The organism is Cryobacterium sp. AP27, from assembly GCF_056680495.1.
The window spans coordinates 1,016,090-1,032,547 of the sequence record NZ_CM155285.1; the positions used below are offsets into that span (position 1 = coordinate 1,016,090).

The following is a 16,458-nucleotide window of genomic DNA, read 5'->3' on the forward strand; positions in this document are numbered from 1 at the left end:
CTCACCACCAGCGACATGGTGGCAGGCGGATTCGCGCCTGAAAGCTACGGAGCAGAGGGCAATCTCTTCTATGTGACTTGCGGCTGGTCGCCGGAAGCAGGAAAGGTGAGATCGCAGGCGCGCGTGCCCGTAGCCTAGGGCTGTGACTGATGACATCAACGACCGACAAGTTGTTCTACGACGACGGGTGCGCCGGTCTCTCATCGAGCTGGCCGGCGGGGCGATCCGCGGGACAGACACCCCGACCCAGATCATTTCCGTTGTCGGCGGTGACGATCAGCTGCCGCAGCGGCACGCCCGACTGGTCATCGACCTGTGTCTGCGCGCCGGGGAGGCGATGCTGGCCACCGGCGCGTCAGCGGCCGACGTCGTGGCCACCGTATTGCGAATCAGTGATGCGTACGGCATCAGTGCCATGCACGTGGACATCACCTTCACGTCGATCACGGTCTCGGTCCATCGCGGGATGAACGAAGACCCGATGTCGGTGATGCGCATTGTGAAGGTGCGCACCACCGACTACACCCGGCTGCAGAATGTGTACCTGCTCATCGATGAGATCGCCGGCCAAGATCGTCCGGTCGATGTGGAAGACGCGCGAGAGCGGCTCACCTCGATTCTGACCAGCCCGCACCCGTACCGTCGCTGGGTCGTGACTGCGGGCAAGGGCGTTCTGGCGAGCGGCGTTGTCGTGCTGTTCGACGTGGGCATCGCTCTGGTGCTCGTCGCGGCCGCATCCGCCGTCCTCTCCGACGTCATCACGCGCAAGCTGGGAAAATGGTCCGTTCCCGGGTTCTTCGCGCAGATGGCCGCCGCCATGGCGACGACGAGCATCGCGGTATTCATCTTCTGGTTGAGCTCGGTGGGCATTGAATTGCCCGGTGCGAACTATCCGACAGTCATCGTCATCGCGGGAATCATCACGCTGCTCTCGGGTGTCGGCCTGACCGCATCGGCGCGGGACGCGATCGACGGGTACTACGTCACGGCGACAGCACGCGGTATGGAAGTCCTCATGCTTACCCTCGGTCTCGCAGTGGGGATTTCGATCGTTCTGGGCGAGGCCCTTCGGATGGGCATACCGGTAACGGTCGAAACCTCCCTCGGCGACCAGATCAGCCTGATGCCCGGTGTGGCCGGATCCGCGCTCATCGGGGTTGGATTCGCGCTCACCTCGTATGTGCGACTTCGGCTGGTGCCGCTCATGGCGACCGTAGCCGGTCTGGTCTACGCCGTGTACTCAGTGGTTCTGCCCCTTGCTCCGCAGCCGGGGCTGGCGCCGGGTCTCGCCGGGGTCGCTGCGGGCGTCATCGGGTACCTCACCTACCGCTGGCTCAAGGTGCCCGAAGGTGCGATGACCATGGCGGGCATAATCGCGTTGATCCCCGGCCTCGCCGTCTACCGCTCGCTCTACGGTTTTATGGATTCCGAGTACGCGGTGACCGAGGAGCTTCCCGCCATGGTGGTCGCGCTGGCGACGGGTATCGGGCTCGCGGCGGGAACAACAATTGGGGGCTTCGCGGCCCGCCGGATCTTCGGCCTGGATCGGCAGGCCCTGCTCGCTGGGCGGCGCACGCGCGGGGCGCGCTAGCTTCGCATCCACTTCTCAGGACAGCGCGACGATCTCGCCATCGTGGTCGTGGTCGTGGTCGTGGTCGATGTCGATGCCGCTGCCGGGGCGGACGAGAGACCGGGCATGGTGCGCATGTCGCCGCAGATGGGATAGATGCACCCGGCCCCGATCGACGCGGCTTGTCGGCGGCGGCACCGGACGGTGGCGATCGGGGCGAGCCTCATCTGGACGAAACGCACGGCAGTCTGGGCCCGGATGACGGCCGCAGTCGAGATGCTCGCAACGAGCGCCTGCGCGGATGACCGTCGCGGTTGCCCTCACCTGCGCTCTGGTGGCGCCCGTGGCCTACACTCTCCAAACCGTGTCGACTGCCCACACCGGGTCGATCGTCACGGCCGGACCGACCGTGTCCGCGGGCATCGGCGCTATGGGTGGTGTTGGAATGCCCGTTTTCATAGGAGGCTTCCCGGGTGGCGGTACGTCGGAGCGCCATCTAGGCTCGCGACAGCCGGAGTCTCAGCTGCTCGTGCGGCCGCGCCCTGGTCGGCGTAGGCCGAGCACAATTAGGATGATGCCGACGATGGCGATGATTAGCCCGATGTAAAGCCACATGCGGCTACCTGTCATGAAACTTCCCGGGATCAGATTCAGGCCCTGCCCGGCAAACACTCCACCAAGGAGCAGAGTAATCCCGCCGACGGTGATCAGGGCGATACGCCCGGTACGGCTAGTCACGTCTCCCAACCTACCCTCGACCAACTCATAGTGCGTTGAGCATCGGATAAGCCCGGGTCTACCAACCGGGGCAAAGCCACTGGGAGCACGCTGTTGCCCCGCTCGGTTTGAAAGTGGAACCATGGCGCCACCTTCCCGGACTGCTTCGACCTGGAGCCGACCAGGGGCTGTCTCTTAAACGGTGTTTCCGGCCTGATGCGCTGGACGTGGGTCTGGCGGGAAGGGCGCCGTGATGACGAGGAAATGACCGATCACCTCGGCCATGAGAAGAACCGTGCCCCGGACGAGCGCGACGACTCCAACGTGCGCAACGGGACGACGTCCAAAACGGTGATCAGTCCCACGACGGGGCCGGTGACCATTCAGGTGCCTCGTGACCGGGACGGCACGTTCACTCCGGTGATCGTGCCGAAACGACATCGCCGTTTGACCGGGGTGGATGGGATCGATGCTCGAGCTGACCACAGTTAACAACCCCGTCGAGGTCATCGACGAGGCGGTGATCCTCCCAGAACTCGCTGCCGCCTAAACTAAAACAACTGACCTGCACGGTGTCGAGAAACTCCACCACTCAGCGGGACGTGACCCTGCTGAGCGCTATTCCGTGTCAGCTGGTCCTTCGGAGCCATGTTTCGCATAGCGAAGCCACGCTTGGTATCCGCCGACAAGATCCGTTGCCCTCCGCAGGCCGAGCTGACGTAGGGTGGCCGCAGCCAGAGTCGAACTGTAGCCCTGATTGCAGATGATGACTACGCGCCGGCCGGCGTTTGTCATCTCGGGGATGTGATGGGGGCAGGTGGAATCCAGTCGCCACTCGAGCACATTTCTGTCGATGACGAGCGCGCCCGGCATGTCCCCGTCACGCTCCCGCTGCTCAACTGGGCGTATGTCCACGATTAGAGCACCTGCTGCAATCTCAGCCGCCAAGCCTGCCGGCTGCACGCGATCAATGCCCTGCCGTGCGGCATGGAGGAACGCATCAATTGCTGCCAACGGTTGGATCTGATCAATAGTCATTGGGCCGCCAAGGCGAGAGTCAATCAGGCAGCAGCCTCGGAGGCCACGGGTAATCTAGCCAGTCGCCCTTCCATCGTCCACGCGTTCAAACGGGTTGTCTTGCGACGCATATTAGCGCCTTGTCCATGTCTCGGCTAGCGCGCAAATCAACTCGCAAGAACTTCCGCACAGCAAGGTTGAAGCTGGGGGGCCTATCTCCTTGTCACGCGGCAAGCTGATGTTCGTTGATACAGGCGCCGTCCCGGAGCATCGCGAACAGGACATCGCAGCGCCGTCGGGCGAGGGCGATGAGGGCTTGGTTGTGGCGCTTGCCTTGGGCGATCTTCCGGTCGTAGTAGGCCCGTGAGACGGGATCGCGCAAGCGAGAGCGACTTGGTCGACCCCGACGTCACGTTCTCCATGGTCGAGGTCGAGCGCATCGTATTCGATGTACACTCCCTGAATCACTCGTGAGCGATCTGACCTGCCCGCGTATCATCCGGTGTTTGACTCACGCTGCAGGAAATCTCTGGCGGCCGACGCTCTCGGCGGGATCAGCGGTACGCATCGTGACCGACGTCACGTCGTCAGAAGACGGTCCCGCTGTCGTGTTCGGATCGCCCGAGCCAGGTGCTGGGCGTCACGTCCGATCCCGGGCAGCGTCGCGGAGACGATCGCGTAGAGAAATTCCTGCCCGAGAAAGTACAAGCCCGGCACACGTGCGACACCGCGTTCGTGCACCGGCTCACCGTCTTCGTCGAACGCGGGCAGGTCGATCCACGAGAAGTCGGCGCGGTATCCGGTGCACCAGAGCACAGTGGCCACGTCGAGCACATGACCGTCCTGCGTCATCGGCATACCACCTTGCACCCCGGCGATCCGTGGAACCAATCGCACCCCGGCGTCGACCAGGTCACGGGTTCTCGTGCGGATGAGCGGGGTCGCACCCAGAGTCGCCACTTTGCGCCCCGGAGGTGTCCTGAGCGTCAAGAGGTGCATGCCGAGGACTTTCACGATGGGCAGAAGATAACGTGCGCTCGTGCGATTGTGCGGGAACGGAATCTCCATCGGCGTTCGTGCCGCGACGAGTGTCGGATGTGCACGGCTCGCCTCGAGGGCAAGCTCCGCACCCGAGTTGCCCAGTCCCACCACGAGCACCGCCCCGGCACCGAGCTGATTCGGCGAGCGGTACGCGCTCGAATGCAACTGCCTCACCGCCGGCGACAGATCGGCCGCGAAATCGGGAAGTCGTGGCGACTGGCATCCACCGGTGGCCACCACGACGTTGCGCGCCCGCCACTGGCGCGAATCGGAACGCACAATGAACCTTTCCCCGTCGTGCCGAACGGCATCGACGCGAACCCCGGTGTGCACATTGAGCTCGAACCGCGTCGAATAGGCCTCTAGGAATTCCGCCTGCGCGTCCTTGCTCGGAAACGCCAGTCGGTCACCGGGAAATTTCATGCCCGGAAGCCCGTTGAACTTCGCGGGCGTGAACAGGTGGAGCGAATCCCAGCGCATGCGCCAGGCGTCACCCACCCGATCGTGCGCGTCGAGAATCACATACTCGAGTCCCGAGATACTACCCCAGCGCAAGGCCGGCCTGCCCGCCACCGATCACCACGGTGTCGATGGCGGTCTCGGCCACTCGCTGTGGTGTCGATTGTCGTGCATCCATGACATTTCCTCCTTCGATTGTGGGTGCGGGCAGCATCGGCAGCATGCTCGCGGAGAACAACGCTGTCGAGACCGTTCCTGCCCCCAGCGACACGTCCATAACGTCACGCTACGGACGTCAAGACCGCCTCTCATCGACGGAAAGCCCCATTTCGCGCAGAAAGCGGATGGGTATTAATACCCACACGAACCGCCTACGGAACGGCCCCGCGCTAGTGACGCTTTGCGACGAGGTTGTGTTCGTGCGCAAACGCCGCCGCGGCCGTTCGCGACGTCACCCCGAGCTTCGCGAAGATGTTGCTGAGGTGGCGGGCCACGGTCTTCTCGCTCAGAACGAGTTCCTCAGCAATCACCCGATTCGACCGACCGACTGCTACGAGACGCGCTGGTAATTCCCGCCGTACAGGGCATTCACATCGCCCAATCGCGCGCGCTCGACGGCCGCCTCGGCGGCGTCGATCGCCTCCTGCCACTGGCCATGTAACGAGAACAACGCCGCACGGTGCATTTGGCACTGTCCACTGAACACGACCATGTCGGGCTGTTCGTTGCACCAATGTTGGAGTGCCGCGGTCCATTCCTGTTCCCGTACCAGGTCGGATGCCATCCAGCAGACGCCGATGACGGCGCAATAGGCGATACCCGCCGGCATCGGCGAGAGTTCGCCTGCGGTGACGGCGACCATCACCTCATCGAGGAGAGCCATGCCTTCCTCGGTGCGGCCGAGTGCCACGGTCGCCTGACCCAGCCCCAGCCGACCGAGTTCGGTGACTTCACGGTCGCCAAACTGCTCGCCGATGGACACCACGTGTTCGAAGAGCTCGCGTGAGCGCGCCGCGTCGCCGGCGTACAGAGCCCCGAGCGCTTGCGACACGAGGGCGAGACCGCTGATCGCGTTGGGCGAGGCAGCCTCTGCCGCGAGCCGATTCGCGCGCGCAACCCAGCCGCCGCTTCTCGAGAACTCACCCAGGCCCCCGAGGAAGACCGCGATCCACGCCGCAATCCGCCCGGCCGCCAGGACATCCCCGCGCTCGAGAAACGCCTCGTGCGCACGCGTGTGAAGATCCACGCCCTCGGCGTCGCGCCCGAGGAGAATTGCAGCCGTCGCGAAGAGGACCAGGTCTGATGCCTCAAGCGGAGCTGCATCGGCCGCCTCCGAGAAATGATCAAAGGCATCACACCAGCGTCGCGCCGCGCAAGCGGCACGTGCGGTTTCCAATGGTGTCATCATCCGGCGTTCCGGTCCGGGCTCTGGGCGTCAGGGTCTCTGCGGGTCAGATTACCGCGCCGTCGGGGGAGACGGCAATGGCCGGATCGCGCTCGTGGTTCGATGTTATAACGGGGGCCTTCGCGATTTTGGACTGCTCGACGGAAAATCGGCCTACGCTGTGGGTGTTACCGACCGAAGGATACGCCGTGTCTGTCCAATTCGAGCACTCCCCTCAGAACCACATTCCCGGACCCGATGAGCCGTCCATCCCCAGGCTTGAGGTCGACCAGACCATCGCGCCGCGTCCCGAGGAAGAGATCGCCGACGCTCTGCGGGCGGAGCCAGACGTCGAAAATCATAGCCAGCATCCGAAGTGACACGATCCTCGGCGACGGCCTCGTCCCGAAATATCGGAACAGTGGGCACCATGGCGGGTGGGAGAGTCGAAGCGTGTTGCCATCAAGCCCGTGCGCATCGGCCCTGATCGGACTTGAATCTGCTTCATGCTCATTGTTCCGATCACTCCGTGCGCTTGGGGTGTCTCTGGCATCTGCCACCATGGATTCCATGAAGAAGCTCTTGGTCCCCATCGTTCTCATTGTCGGTCTCGCCCTCACAGGTTGCGCTGGCGCTGACGCCGTACCTGCTGGTGCTGTCCCGGCCGTCACTGACGACACCCTGCCCGTCGAAGAAGTGCCCCAGGCGCCCGATCTGACGGGCGATTGGAAGCAGAGCAACTCGCATAGCGACACCGATTTCATGACGGCCACCATCGCCGATGGGGCCATCAGTATCGACTGGGAGCTTGGAAGCGAAGACTTCACCGCCATCTACTGGGTGGGCACGTTTGAGGCCCCGGTCGACGACACCGCCTATGCATGGACATCGCAGCGCGACGCTGCCGCTACCGACACCGCGCTCATGGCGTCGACGGACGACACGAAAGAGTTCACATACCGGGACGGTCTGATCAGCTTCACGGTCGGCATTCAAGGCGAGTCCGCGAGCGTGGAACTGCGTCAGAATTAGGGGATTCGAATGCTCACCGACTCCGCGTCGTCCTGGGTGGCACGCGACCCCGCTCCCAGATCGCCGCTTTCATGGCCGAACCTGACTGGGCGCAATTTCACACTCCCGAGAATCTCGCGCAGAGCATTGCCATTGAAGAGGAAACGCAGGTTACGCTGCCCGAACGTCAGGACCTCATCACCATGAACACACCCCGTCGCGCACTGATCCTTGTCGACGTGCAGCAGGAGTACTTCAGCGGACCGCTGGAGATTCAGTACCCGGCCCACACGGACTCGCTGCCGAAGATCACCGCCGCGATCGACGCGGCCACGTCCGCGGGAATTCCGATCGCCGTCATCCAGCACAGCGCTGGAAACGACGCACCTGTCTTCAACCCGACGACGGACGGCTTCGGACTGCATCCCGAGATCGCGAACCGCCAGAGTCCCGAGTGGAAGTCCGTGACGAAGCAGTTCGGCACGGTCTTCGCCGGAACGGATGTTCTCGAATGGCTGCGGGAGCACGAGGTCGACACGATCACCCTTGTTGGCTACATGACCAACAACTGCATCCTTGCCTCGGCCGCCGAGTCCGAGACTCACGGGCTGGCCGCCGAGGTGCTCTCGGACGCAACCGGATCCATCAACATCGCCAACGACGCAGGCTTCGCCGACGTGAAGACTGTGCACACGACCCTCATGGCGCTCCTGAACTCGAACTTCGCCGCGGTCGCCACCACAGAGACCTGGACCGATGCCGTCGCGGACGGCTCCGCGCTGGCCAGGGACAACCTCGGAAGTTCCGCCGTCGTTGGCACACAGCGGGCTGCCGAGCGGTGATTTCACAGCCGAACCGTCTCGGCTGAGTACGATCCCCGCACCCGCACCCGCACCCGCACCCGCACCCGCACCCGCACCCGCACCCGCACCCGCACCCGCGGCAGCCCAGCAGACGCCGCCTCGCCGACCCCCACGATCCAGGCCTTGTATTACTGTGTGCGGCTATGTACTGTAGGCGGCATGGTAAGCGGAGCTACGGAGCATGCGAAGTACGAGCAAGACCTGCGCAAGGGTTCACTCGTTCTCGCCGTGCTGTCGCAGGTGCGCACGGCTCAGTACGGTTATTCCCTCCGTCAGGCGCTTATGGAACGGGGAATGCCGATCGAGGAGGGCACCCTGTATCCGTTGCTTCGTCGCTTGGAGGCACAGGGGTTGCTGGAGTCCCAGTGGCAGGCCGAGAGCGGACCGCCTCGGCGCTACTACACGCTCAGTGAACGCGGGGCGACCCTGTTCCACGACCTCTCCGCGTCCTGGGGCCTTCTGGCCTCGGTGATGGATCGACTTCTGGAAGGAAACAGCAATGAGGACTGATGCCATTATCGAGTCCTACGTCAGTGACGTGGTGCGACGCCTGCCGAGGAAGCAGCGCAATGACGTCGCCTTCGAGTTGCGCTCGCTTCTGGCCGAGGAGCTGCAGGGCAGGGCGACGGATGCCGGGCGGGAGGCGGACGCCGCACTCGCCTTCGAACTGCTCGCGGCCTTCGGGCGCCCCCTCGATGTGGCTGATCGGTATCGACCGGCAGGTTTCACGATCATCCGGCCCGCAGACGCCCCGCGCTTCGCCTGGCTCGGGCTCGGTGGGGTCGCCGTGCAGTGGGTGCTGTCACTCATAGCGACGTACTCGACTTCCGTCGACTCCGGGGTCGCGGGCGGCGATTGGCTGAGCCGACTCGGCATTTGGTGGCTCTCGTGGGGGCTGGGGGCATTCTGGTTTCCCGGGTTCATCATTTCGCTCATGGTCATCGCCGGCGTCATCGGCGCGCGGCGCCGGGAACCAGCTGACTGGGTCGCACCTCCCGGGCGCGCTCTTGACCGCGACCTGGTTGGGCGCCCCGGCACGGCGATCATGATCGTGCTCGGAGTCATCGGCGCGAGCCTCGTGATTGCCGTGCCGATGCTCGCGAGCTGGGGGAGTGGGCTCCCGCGGCCTCTCGTGGATGCGTTCGCCCTCGACCCGGGGTTCCTAACCGGGCGGGCGCCCTGGGCGCTGCTGCTGTGGGCGGGCAGCCTGGCCCTCGGCATTTCTGTACTCGTTTCCGGTCGATGGGATCGGCTCACACGTCGCGTTGCCCTGATCATCGACCTGGCGTGGATCGCGCTGCTCGTGTGGTGGATCGCGGCGGGGCCGATCTTCGTGAGCGGATCCGCCGATGACATCACCAAGCTCTGCCTCGCCGTGGTCGCCGCACTGTGCGTGGTGGACGTCGTCACGATCCTGCGTCGCACGATCGCGCCGATCCGAACGCCGGTTGCTTGAGTTGACGCATCCGTCCCTGTCGGGCAACCACCGGTGCCGCATGACGGGGTGTCGTGCCAAGGACGCAGCGGGTCAGCCGCAGCGTGGTCGCCGCCTGAGTGATCACGGCGCGCCTCAGAGCCCTGCCGGGGATGCTGTGCTTTGCTCAGTGAATGAACGGCAATCGAATCCGTGCCGCGGTCGACGTATTCGGAACGCAGATCACACCGGTCGACGTTCTGGCCGCGGTCGGCATTCTCGTCGCGGCCAGTCTGATCGCGTTCGTGCTGCGCATGATCATTCTGCGCAGCTCTCGCACGCAGCGGAGCGCCCATTTGTCGACGTGGTACACGTTGTCGCGGCTCGTCACCTACACCGTTTTGGTGGTCGGCTTCTTCCTGGCGATCTCGGCGCTCGGCGTGCCGCTGAGCAACTTCGCTGTGCTGGGCGGCGTCGTGGGAGTCGGTCTCGGGTTCGGGCTGCAATCCCTGTTCGCGAACTTCATCGCCGGGATCGTTCTGCTGCTCGACAAGTCGCTGAAGATCGGCGATTTCGTCGAACTTGAATCCGGCGTGACCGGCGCGGTCCGTGACATCAAGATTCGGGCGACGACGATCGTCACCAACGACAACATCGATATTCTGGTTCCGAACTCCGAATTTGTCAGCGGCCGGGTGGTGAATTGGACCCACAGCGACGAGATGCGGCGTCTGCGCGTTCCCTTCGGGGTCGCGTACGGCACCGACAAGAACGTTGTGAAGCAGGCGGCGCTCGAAGCGGCCGCGGCCGTGCCATTCACCCTGCACCTCGACGGCCCCAAGCGCCCGCAAGTGTGGCTGATCGAATTCGGCACGAGTTCGCTGAACTTCGAACTCGTCGTCTGGCTCAATCCCGAGGCAACGAAGAAGCCCGTGGCCGTGACCGCTGCCTATAACTGGGCGCTGCACTCCGCTCTGGAGGCCTACGGGATCGACATCCCCTTCCCTCAACGCGATCTGCACGTGAAGTCGCTCTTTGGGCTGTCGGGCGACGACGCCCGCAACGCGCTGGGTCTCGCCGACATCGACACGCAAGCCGATGCGGCCCCGCGGCTGCCGCAGCCAATGAACGGGGATGACGACAATGATGCGGTCGACGATGTGAACGCAGACACCGGCCCCGACGCTGTGGCCAGGGCTCGCCTCGATGCGGACGGTTGATCCGCATACGCCGGCGACCTCACCGGGGACCTCGTCACCCGAGACCTGGCGGGTAGTGGGGCAACGCCTTCACTCCGGTTGGCTGATCGTCCGCTCCGCTGGCCGTGCGTGAGTCGGCACGCGCATCGAAGCCTCGGCGTCGTTGTCCGAAATTCCACAATCCCTGACCTACGTCCTGTCTCCGGCCGCCGAGTGGGCCGCGGCGAGGTCGTTTCGGGACGTCAGGGTGTCGGGGTGGTCAGTACCGAGAACCCGCTCCCGGTCGGTCAGAGTTTGTTCGTACAGAGGGATGGCCCGCCCGAGATCACCGGCCGACGCGTATGCTCCGGCGAGGTCGTTCCGGGACATCAGGGTGTCGGGGTGGTCAGCACCGAGAACCCGCTCCCGATCGGTCAGAGTCCGTTCATACAGGGGGACGGCCCGGCCGAGATCACCGGCCGATTGGTAGGCGCCGGCGAGGTTGCTTCGGGACGTCAAGGTGCTGGGGTGATCACTGCCGAGAACCCGTTCGAGGTCGGCCAGAGTGTGTTCCTGCAAGGCGATGGCCCGGCTGAGATCACCGGCCGACGCGTAGGCGTGGGCAAGGTTGTTCCGGGACGTCAAGGTGTTGGGGTGGTCCGCACCAAGAACCCGATCGAGGTCGGCCACGGTCTGTTCATAGAGGGGGATGGCTCGCTGGAGATCACCGGCCGACTCGTAGGCGTGGGCGAGATTGTTCCGCGACGTCAGGGTCGCCGGGTGGTCGGCCCCGAGAACCCGCTCCCGGTCCTTCAGGGTCTGTTCATGCAGGGGGATGGCCCGCGCGAGATCACCGGCCAACCGGTAGGCGTAGCCGAGGTTATTCCGGGACGTCAGCGTGTCGGGATGGTCGGCGCCGAGAACCCGCTCCCGGTCGGTCACGGTTTGTTCATGCAGGGGGATCGCCCGCCTGAGATCACCGGCGGACCGGTAGGCGTACGCGAGGTTATTGCGTGAATTCAGGGTGTCGGGGTGGTCCGCGCCGAGAACCCGCTCCCGGTCGGCCAGGGTCTGTTCATACAGGGGAACGGCCCGCTTGAGATCACCGGCCGACTCGTACGCGCCGGCGAGGTTGTTCCGGGAACTCAGGGTGTCCGGATGGTCAGCGCCGAGAACCCGCTCCCGGTCGGCCAGGGTTCGTTGATACAGAGGGATGGCCCGTTGGAGGTTACCGGCCGACCGGTAGGCGTAGGCGAGGTTATTGCGGGACGTCAGGGTGTCAGGGTGATCAGTGCCCAGGTGGTGAGCGCATTCGTCGACGAGGTCACGGAAATAGGCCATTGCCGGAGCGACGAGGCCAGCGCTCAGGAGGGACCGACCACTTCGGAAGAGAACGGAAGCGACCCCGTCATTGTCCTTCCCGCGCCACATCGCGCCGGGATCGAGCTGACGGAGCATGGCAGTGTTGCCCCGCAGTAACTCTGAAAGGGCCGGGTTGTTCTCGATCTGAGGCCAGGCTTGGTCCAGGGCCGCGATCGCGATGTGCACGAGACGAGTGATGTCTTCGTTGGTGTGCGTCTGAAGGATGGCCCTGCCAGTCAGATTGTGCATTCGAACGGTCGGCGGTTCCTGTCGGGCATCGTGCGTGACCAGAGACAACCGGTTGAGAGCCCGCAGTGCCTTGCGGGCAGTGGCACTTGAGACCAGCTCCTGTCCTGTCTCCGCCGCCAGGTACCGAAGAGCCGGCTCGCTCGTGTAGACGGCGTCAGGGGCGCCGGCAGGGTCGAAGCACGCGGCGAGGGTCGCCAGCGGTCGTGACAGGCGAAGGGGTTCGAGTTGGTCCGCGGTATCGATGGCCAGTACCCAGGTTGTGGCGATGGTCTTGGCATAACCGTCGGCGTTCGCGTCGGTGGGGAACAGCTCGTTCAGCTTTCGCGTTCGGTCAGCGAACCATTCCCGGTACTCAGTACAGGACACGGCCTGATCGATGACAACGGCCGCTGCCTGCGAGAGGGCCAGTGGCAGATAGCCGAGGTCCTGAGCCAGTTGGCCCGCCTGTTCCAGTGCGTCGTCAGGGAGCTCACCAGCCAGAGGGCTGAGCCGCTCGCGCAGGTAACTGTGTGCTTCCTCGGGGCTGTAGACGTCGACGTCGACGATGATGCGTCCCCCGCCCGACAGGGCGGCATCGCGGCGGCGGGTCGTGACCACGACCTGGCCGGTCCCGGACGGCCACAGGTCGACGATGTTCGCGGGGTCGGTGAGATCGTCAACGACCATCAACCAGGGCCGATCAGTACCGGCGAGGAAACTCAGGAATCGCCGGGCGAGGTTTTCCGGACCGCTGTCTGCGTCGGCGAGGTCGAGTTGCACGGCGGCGTCGGCGTACCCCGTGATCACCGAGACACGCGATTCCCCGGACACCCACACGCGCAGGTCCGCGGTGCTGGACGCGTATACACTGACGGCAACCTGGCTTTTCCCCGTCCCCCCACCCCCACGAAGCACCGTGGGGAGCGAGCCGCGCATCCGGCCCTCGATATACGTGCGAGGCTGGAACGCAGACGCCAACGGCGGCGGCGAACCCGTTGACACGGGCCACGCGACCAGCCGACGCGGCGTGACATTCTCAATGTGGGCATGATCACCGATGGCGCCGACGGTCCCGCCGTTCACCGTCACGCGGTGACTCGGCGGCCCCTCTGTCCCGGAGTCGAAGGTGTCAGTCATGGCTTTGTGCGGTCGTCAGTTCACGACGTGACCATGGTCGCCGATGATGCCGACCGTGCCGCCGCTCACCGTGACGTTGTATTTCGTTCTCACTCCGGCCGCATCGGCCTTCTTCAAGAGTTCCTGCGCCGCGCGCAGGATTTCGTCGTTCTGGTCCGCGCCGGTGGCCTGGATTTGCTTGGCCAACGGCTTTTCATACGTATCGGGGTCGGATTCATGATCAGCCAACGTTTCTTCGGCCTTGGTATTGCCCGCGAATCGTTTCTTGATCAGTGCCTTCAGCCCGGCATAGGCGTCAGTGATGGCCGTCGACGCTGTCGTACTCGCTCCCGCTGAGGCCCCTGCCGCAAGCGCCGCCACTATCAATGTCACTGGATCCACGATCACCACGACCTTCCTCAGACACCGAAATCACAAACTAGTCCCGTCACCAGTGAGAATGGCACCCTTCGGTCGCTCCCGCTAGCGGCACCGTTGGCTACCTTCACTCGCCGTGGGGCGCGGCGTCGATGTGGCCGGGGGTGCCCGCATAGAGCAGCTCGATCTCGACTGCGAAGTCTTCCAGGATCACTGAGCGTTTCGTGGAGAGTTTCGGTGTGAGGTGCCCGCTCGCCTCGGTGAGGTCGATGGGCAGGATGACGAAGCTGCGAATCGACTCTGCTCGTGACACGTGTGAGTTGCCGTGATCGATCGCCCGCTGAACCTCGGCGCGTACTGCGGGGTGTGCGGCGGCCACGTTGCGCCCCATGTCCGGGTCCAGATCATTGTTTCGAAGCCACGCCGGCAGCATCTCGGTGTCGAGCGTCACGAGCGCGGCGATGAACGGGCGGCGGTCGCCGACAACCACCGCGTGCCCCACGATCGGGTTGTTCCTGATCGGGTCTTCGAGAGCGGCGGGCGCCACGTTCTTGCCGCCGGCGGTGACGATGATGTCCTTCTTGCGGCCGGTGATGGTCAGGTTGCCCTTCTCGTCGAATCTGCCCAGGTCTCCGGTTCGGAGCCATCCGTCGTCGAACGCAGCAGCGGTCGCATCGGGATCGCGCCAGTATTCCCTGAACACGTTGACCCCCGTGATCTCGACTTCACCGTCATCAGCGAGACGCACCGACACGCCGGGCAGGGGCGGACCGACCGTGCCGATGGCGACCGAACCCGGCCGACACACGGTGGCGGGAGCTGTGGTCTCCGTGAGCCCATACCCCTCGAGGATGCTGACGCCGAGACTGCGGTAGAAATGCCCGAGTCGCTCCCCGAGCGGCCCGCCTCCGGACACCGCGAACTGCATCTTTCCGCCCAGGGCGGTTCGCAGCTTGGAGAGCACCAGTCGGTCGAGCACGGCGAAGCGCACGCGGAGCCTGAGCGGCACGCGCCCCTGGTCGCGAGCCCGAGAATGGGCGATGGCCGCTTCGGCAGCCTGCCGGAACAGCTTTCCGCGCCCGCCGGCCTCGGCGCGTTGCTCGCTGGAGTTGTAGAGCTTTTCAAACACACGAGGGACGGCGAGCAGAAAAGTTGGCTTGAATTCGCCGAGCGTCTCGATCAGCTTGTTGGTGTCTCCCTGGTGCGCGATCCGTACCCCACCGTAGACACTCACGACGGCGATGAAGCGGGCGAACACATGGGCCATCGGGATGAAAAGCAATGTGGATGCGCCGGGCGCGAAGACCTCCGGCAGCGCGCTCGCCGTGTTGCGGCTCAACTCGACGAAGTTGCGATGGGTGAGAACGCAGCCCTTGGGGGTGCCGGTCGTGCCAGAGGTATAGATGATCGTGGCGATGTCATCTTCGGTCGCGAGCCCGCGTCGACGTTCGAGCTCCTTGTCGTCTATGGCCGTTCCCCGCGAGGTGAGCACGTCGAGGTCACCGTCGTCGATCGTCCAGACTTGCTTCACGTCCGGCAGCTCCGGCAGTACGCCTCCCACACGAGCGCGCAGCGCGGCGTCCTCCACGATCACCGCAACGGCCTCGGAGTCACCAAGGTTCCAGCGGATCTGGAACGGCGATGACGTTTCGTAGATCGGGACGAGTACGACCCCGGCGAACCAGGCCGCGAAATCGATCAGGCTCCACTCGTAGCGGGTGCGGGCGAGCATCCCGATGCGTTGCCCCGGCTGAAGGCCGGCCGCGAGGAATCCCTTCGCGAGAGCCTTCACCTGCGCCAGAAACTCCGCCGCCGTGATATCCGATCTCCCGGACTCCACGACACGGGAGAAGAGCACCAGCTCCGGCGTGGCGGCGACGCGTTCCAGGAGCAGGTCGCTGGCATTCGCGGTGGGGGTCACGGTCGTGCGGGCGGGAGAATCGATCTGATGCATATGAACTCCTTTGTTCGGCATGGCGGCCCAATCTGAGCCAGAATGTGTCGAGAACAGGCCGGCTCAGGCCGCTGCCGTGACGGGGGAGACGCGTACACTCGGAGAAGTCATGCGGCCAAGGAGCGTGGGCAGGGTGCGTGTCACGTACGACGAGGTGTGGAAGTCACGTTCGTCACCGCTGCCGAATACCCACGCCTCAAACGAACGCTCATAGGTCTCGATGATGATGCGGGCGGCGAGGGCGGTCGGCCAGGACGCATCCCGGCCCAACTGACCGATCATCTCGGCCACGACAGCACTGAGCGCGTCGAGTTGACGGTGCTCCGCGGCCAACAGGGCCGTGGCATCATTCGGGGAACGCAATGCCCTCAGCCGACGTTCCGCACGAATGATCACCGCGCCACGGTCGATCGGGCGAGACCGGGCGAGAGCGACCGCGGCAGCCTGCAACATCTGCCCGTCATCCAGTCTCCGGATCTCTGCGAAACTCGAACGAAGCCGCTCCGCGCACTCCAGCGCCAAACACTCCTGCACGGCATCGAGAAACGCATCGTCCGTGGCGAACAACAGCCGAAACGACCGTGGGTGAATGCCCGCCTGTGCGCACACGTCGGCAATGAGCTGCGGAGTCACGCCCGCTCCATCGGCCAGTGCAATGCGCCCGGCCAGCGTGAGGCGACGACGCGCCCCGTCGCGTTGCGGCTTGGTCTTGCTCTCCATCGACTGAGACCTCTCTCGTTTAAAGAAACATTAGTTGCTTTAATCG

19 protein-coding genes and 2 pseudogenes are annotated in these 16,458 nt (G+C 64.6%); 8 read left to right on the forward strand and 13 right to left on the reverse strand.

Annotation, left to right across the window (positions count from 1 at the left end):
* The first annotated feature begins 142 nt into the window (after nt 1–142).
* Entirely contained in the window at nt 143–1,591 is a 1,449-nt protein-coding gene (locus AC1MB9_RS04740; protein WP_479963886.1) for a threonine/serine exporter family protein, read from the forward strand.
* Nucleotides 1,592–1,606: 15 nt separating this feature from the next.
* On the opposite strand, the gene AC1MB9_RS04745 is transcribed toward AC1MB9_RS04740, so the two are convergent.
* Both AC1MB9_RS04745 and AC1MB9_RS04750 read right to left on the reverse strand, forming a co-directional pair.
* The gene (locus tag AC1MB9_RS04745; protein ID WP_479963887.1) at nt 1,607–1,732 is read right to left on the reverse strand and encodes a hypothetical protein; all 126 of its coding nucleotides are present in this window, start codon (nt 1,730–1,732) and stop codon (nt 1,607–1,609) included.
* A 357-nt stretch (nt 1,733–2,089) separates the two neighbouring features.
* Nucleotides 2,090–2,308, reverse strand: coding sequence for a hypothetical protein (locus tag AC1MB9_RS04750; protein WP_479963888.1), 219 nt, complete (start codon nt 2,306–2,308; stop codon nt 2,090–2,092).
* 234 nt (nt 2,309–2,542) lie between these two features.
* Between AC1MB9_RS04750 and AC1MB9_RS04755 the strand changes: the two are divergent.
* A pseudogene (locus tag AC1MB9_RS04755) lies at nt 2,543–2,755 on the forward strand (transposase); the annotation flags it as partial.
* Nucleotides 2,756–2,905: 150 nt separating this feature from the next.
* On the opposite strand, the gene AC1MB9_RS04760 reads toward AC1MB9_RS04755, so the two are convergent.
* The 6 genes and pseudogenes from AC1MB9_RS04760 to AC1MB9_RS04785 form a co-directional block, all read right to left on the reverse strand.
* Entirely contained in the window at nt 2,906–3,325 is a 420-nt protein-coding gene (locus AC1MB9_RS04760; protein WP_479963889.1) for a rhodanese-like domain-containing protein, read from the reverse strand.
* Nucleotides 3,326–3,527: 202 nt separating this feature from the next.
* Nucleotides 3,528–3,686 (reverse strand): annotated as a pseudogene (locus AC1MB9_RS04765) (IS110 family transposase); the annotation flags it as partial.
* A gap of 197 nt (nt 3,687–3,883) precedes the next feature.
* On the reverse strand, nt 3,884–4,900 hold the full coding sequence (locus AC1MB9_RS04770; RefSeq protein ID WP_479963890.1) for a flavin-containing monooxygenase: 1,017 nt from the start codon (nt 4,898–4,900) through the stop codon (nt 3,884–3,886).
* The gene (locus AC1MB9_RS04775; protein WP_479963891.1) at nt 4,887–5,081 is read right to left on the reverse strand and encodes a hypothetical protein; all 195 of its coding nucleotides are present in this window, start codon (nt 5,079–5,081) and stop codon (nt 4,887–4,889) included. The genes AC1MB9_RS04770 and AC1MB9_RS04775 overlap by 14 nt, the downstream gene beginning before the upstream one ends.
* 112 nt (nt 5,082–5,193) lie before the next feature.
* A complete protein-coding gene (locus AC1MB9_RS04780) occupies nt 5,194–5,334 on the reverse strand; it encodes a response regulator transcription factor (protein ID WP_479963892.1) in 141 nt (46 codons plus the stop codon).
* 20 nt (nt 5,335–5,354) lie between these two features.
* Nucleotides 5,355–6,050: a hypothetical protein gene (locus AC1MB9_RS04785; RefSeq protein ID WP_479963893.1), complete on the reverse strand. Its 696-nt coding sequence runs from the start codon at nt 6,048–6,050 to the stop codon at nt 5,355–5,357.
* 347 nt (nt 6,051–6,397) lie between these two features.
* Here AC1MB9_RS04785 and AC1MB9_RS04790 point away from each other — a divergent pair, with 347 nt between their 5' ends.
* From AC1MB9_RS04790 to AC1MB9_RS04800, 3 genes are all read left to right on the forward strand, one after another.
* Complete coding sequence (locus AC1MB9_RS04790; RefSeq protein ID WP_479963894.1) at nt 6,398–6,568, forward strand: hypothetical protein; 171 nt, start codon at nt 6,398–6,400, stop codon at nt 6,566–6,568.
* Nucleotides 6,569–6,758: 190 nt separating this feature from the next.
* Nucleotides 6,759–7,220: a hypothetical protein gene (locus AC1MB9_RS04795; RefSeq protein WP_479963895.1), complete on the forward strand. Its 462-nt coding sequence runs from the start codon at nt 6,759–6,761 to the stop codon at nt 7,218–7,220.
* 71 nt (nt 7,221–7,291) lie between these two features.
* The gene (locus AC1MB9_RS04800; protein ID WP_479963896.1) at nt 7,292–8,041 is read left to right on the forward strand and encodes an isochorismatase family protein; all 750 of its coding nucleotides are present in this window, start codon (nt 7,292–7,294) and stop codon (nt 8,039–8,041) included.
* A gap of 2 nt (nt 8,042–8,043) precedes the next feature.
* On the opposite strand, the gene AC1MB9_RS04805 is transcribed toward AC1MB9_RS04800, so the two are convergent.
* Nucleotides 8,044–8,175: a hypothetical protein gene (locus AC1MB9_RS04805; RefSeq protein WP_479963897.1), complete on the reverse strand. Its 132-nt coding sequence runs from the start codon at nt 8,173–8,175 to the stop codon at nt 8,044–8,046.
* 46 nt (nt 8,176–8,221) lie between these two features.
* On the opposite strand from AC1MB9_RS04805, the gene AC1MB9_RS04810 reads away from it, so the two are divergent.
* The 3 genes from AC1MB9_RS04810 to AC1MB9_RS04820 all read left to right on the forward strand — a co-directional run bounded on the left by AC1MB9_RS04810 (nt 8,222) and on the right by AC1MB9_RS04820 (nt 10,696).
* Entirely contained in the window at nt 8,222–8,572 is a 351-nt protein-coding gene (locus AC1MB9_RS04810; protein ID WP_479963898.1) for a PadR family transcriptional regulator, read from the forward strand.
* On the forward strand, nt 8,562–9,518 hold the full coding sequence (locus AC1MB9_RS04815; protein ID WP_479963899.1) for a hypothetical protein: 957 nt from the start codon (nt 8,562–8,564) through the stop codon (nt 9,516–9,518). The genes AC1MB9_RS04810 and AC1MB9_RS04815 overlap by 11 nt, the downstream gene beginning before the upstream one ends.
* A 152-nt stretch (nt 9,519–9,670) precedes the next feature.
* Nucleotides 9,671–10,696 carry a mechanosensitive ion channel family protein gene (locus tag AC1MB9_RS04820; protein WP_479963900.1) on the forward strand — a complete coding sequence of 342 codons (1,026 nt, stop codon included), beginning with the start codon at nt 9,671–9,673 and terminating at the stop codon, nt 10,694–10,696.
* 168 nt (nt 10,697–10,864) lie between these two features.
* Here the strand turns inward: AC1MB9_RS04820 and fxsT are convergent, their stop codons facing one another.
* The 4 genes from fxsT to AC1MB9_RS04840 all read right to left on the reverse strand — a co-directional run bounded on the left by fxsT (nt 10,865) and on the right by AC1MB9_RS04840 (nt 16,412).
* A complete protein-coding gene (gene fxsT / locus AC1MB9_RS04825; protein WP_479963901.1) occupies nt 10,865–13,381 on the reverse strand; it encodes an FxSxx-COOH system tetratricopeptide repeat protein in 2,517 nt (838 codons plus the stop codon).
* A gap of 15 nt (nt 13,382–13,396) precedes the next feature.
* The gene (locus tag AC1MB9_RS04830; RefSeq protein WP_479963902.1) at nt 13,397–13,771 is read right to left on the reverse strand and encodes a hypothetical protein; all 375 of its coding nucleotides are present in this window, start codon (nt 13,769–13,771) and stop codon (nt 13,397–13,399) included.
* Nucleotides 13,772–13,865: 94 nt separating this feature from the next.
* Nucleotides 13,866–15,692 carry an AMP-dependent synthetase/ligase gene (locus AC1MB9_RS04835; RefSeq protein ID WP_479963903.1) on the reverse strand — a complete coding sequence of 609 codons (1,827 nt, stop codon included), beginning with the start codon at nt 15,690–15,692 and terminating at the stop codon, nt 13,866–13,868.
* Nucleotides 15,693–15,755: 63 nt separating this feature from the next.
* Nucleotides 15,756–16,412: a hypothetical protein gene (locus AC1MB9_RS04840; protein WP_479963904.1), complete on the reverse strand. Its 657-nt coding sequence runs from the start codon at nt 16,410–16,412 to the stop codon at nt 15,756–15,758.
* Between the last annotated feature and the right edge of the window lie 46 nt (nt 16,413–16,458).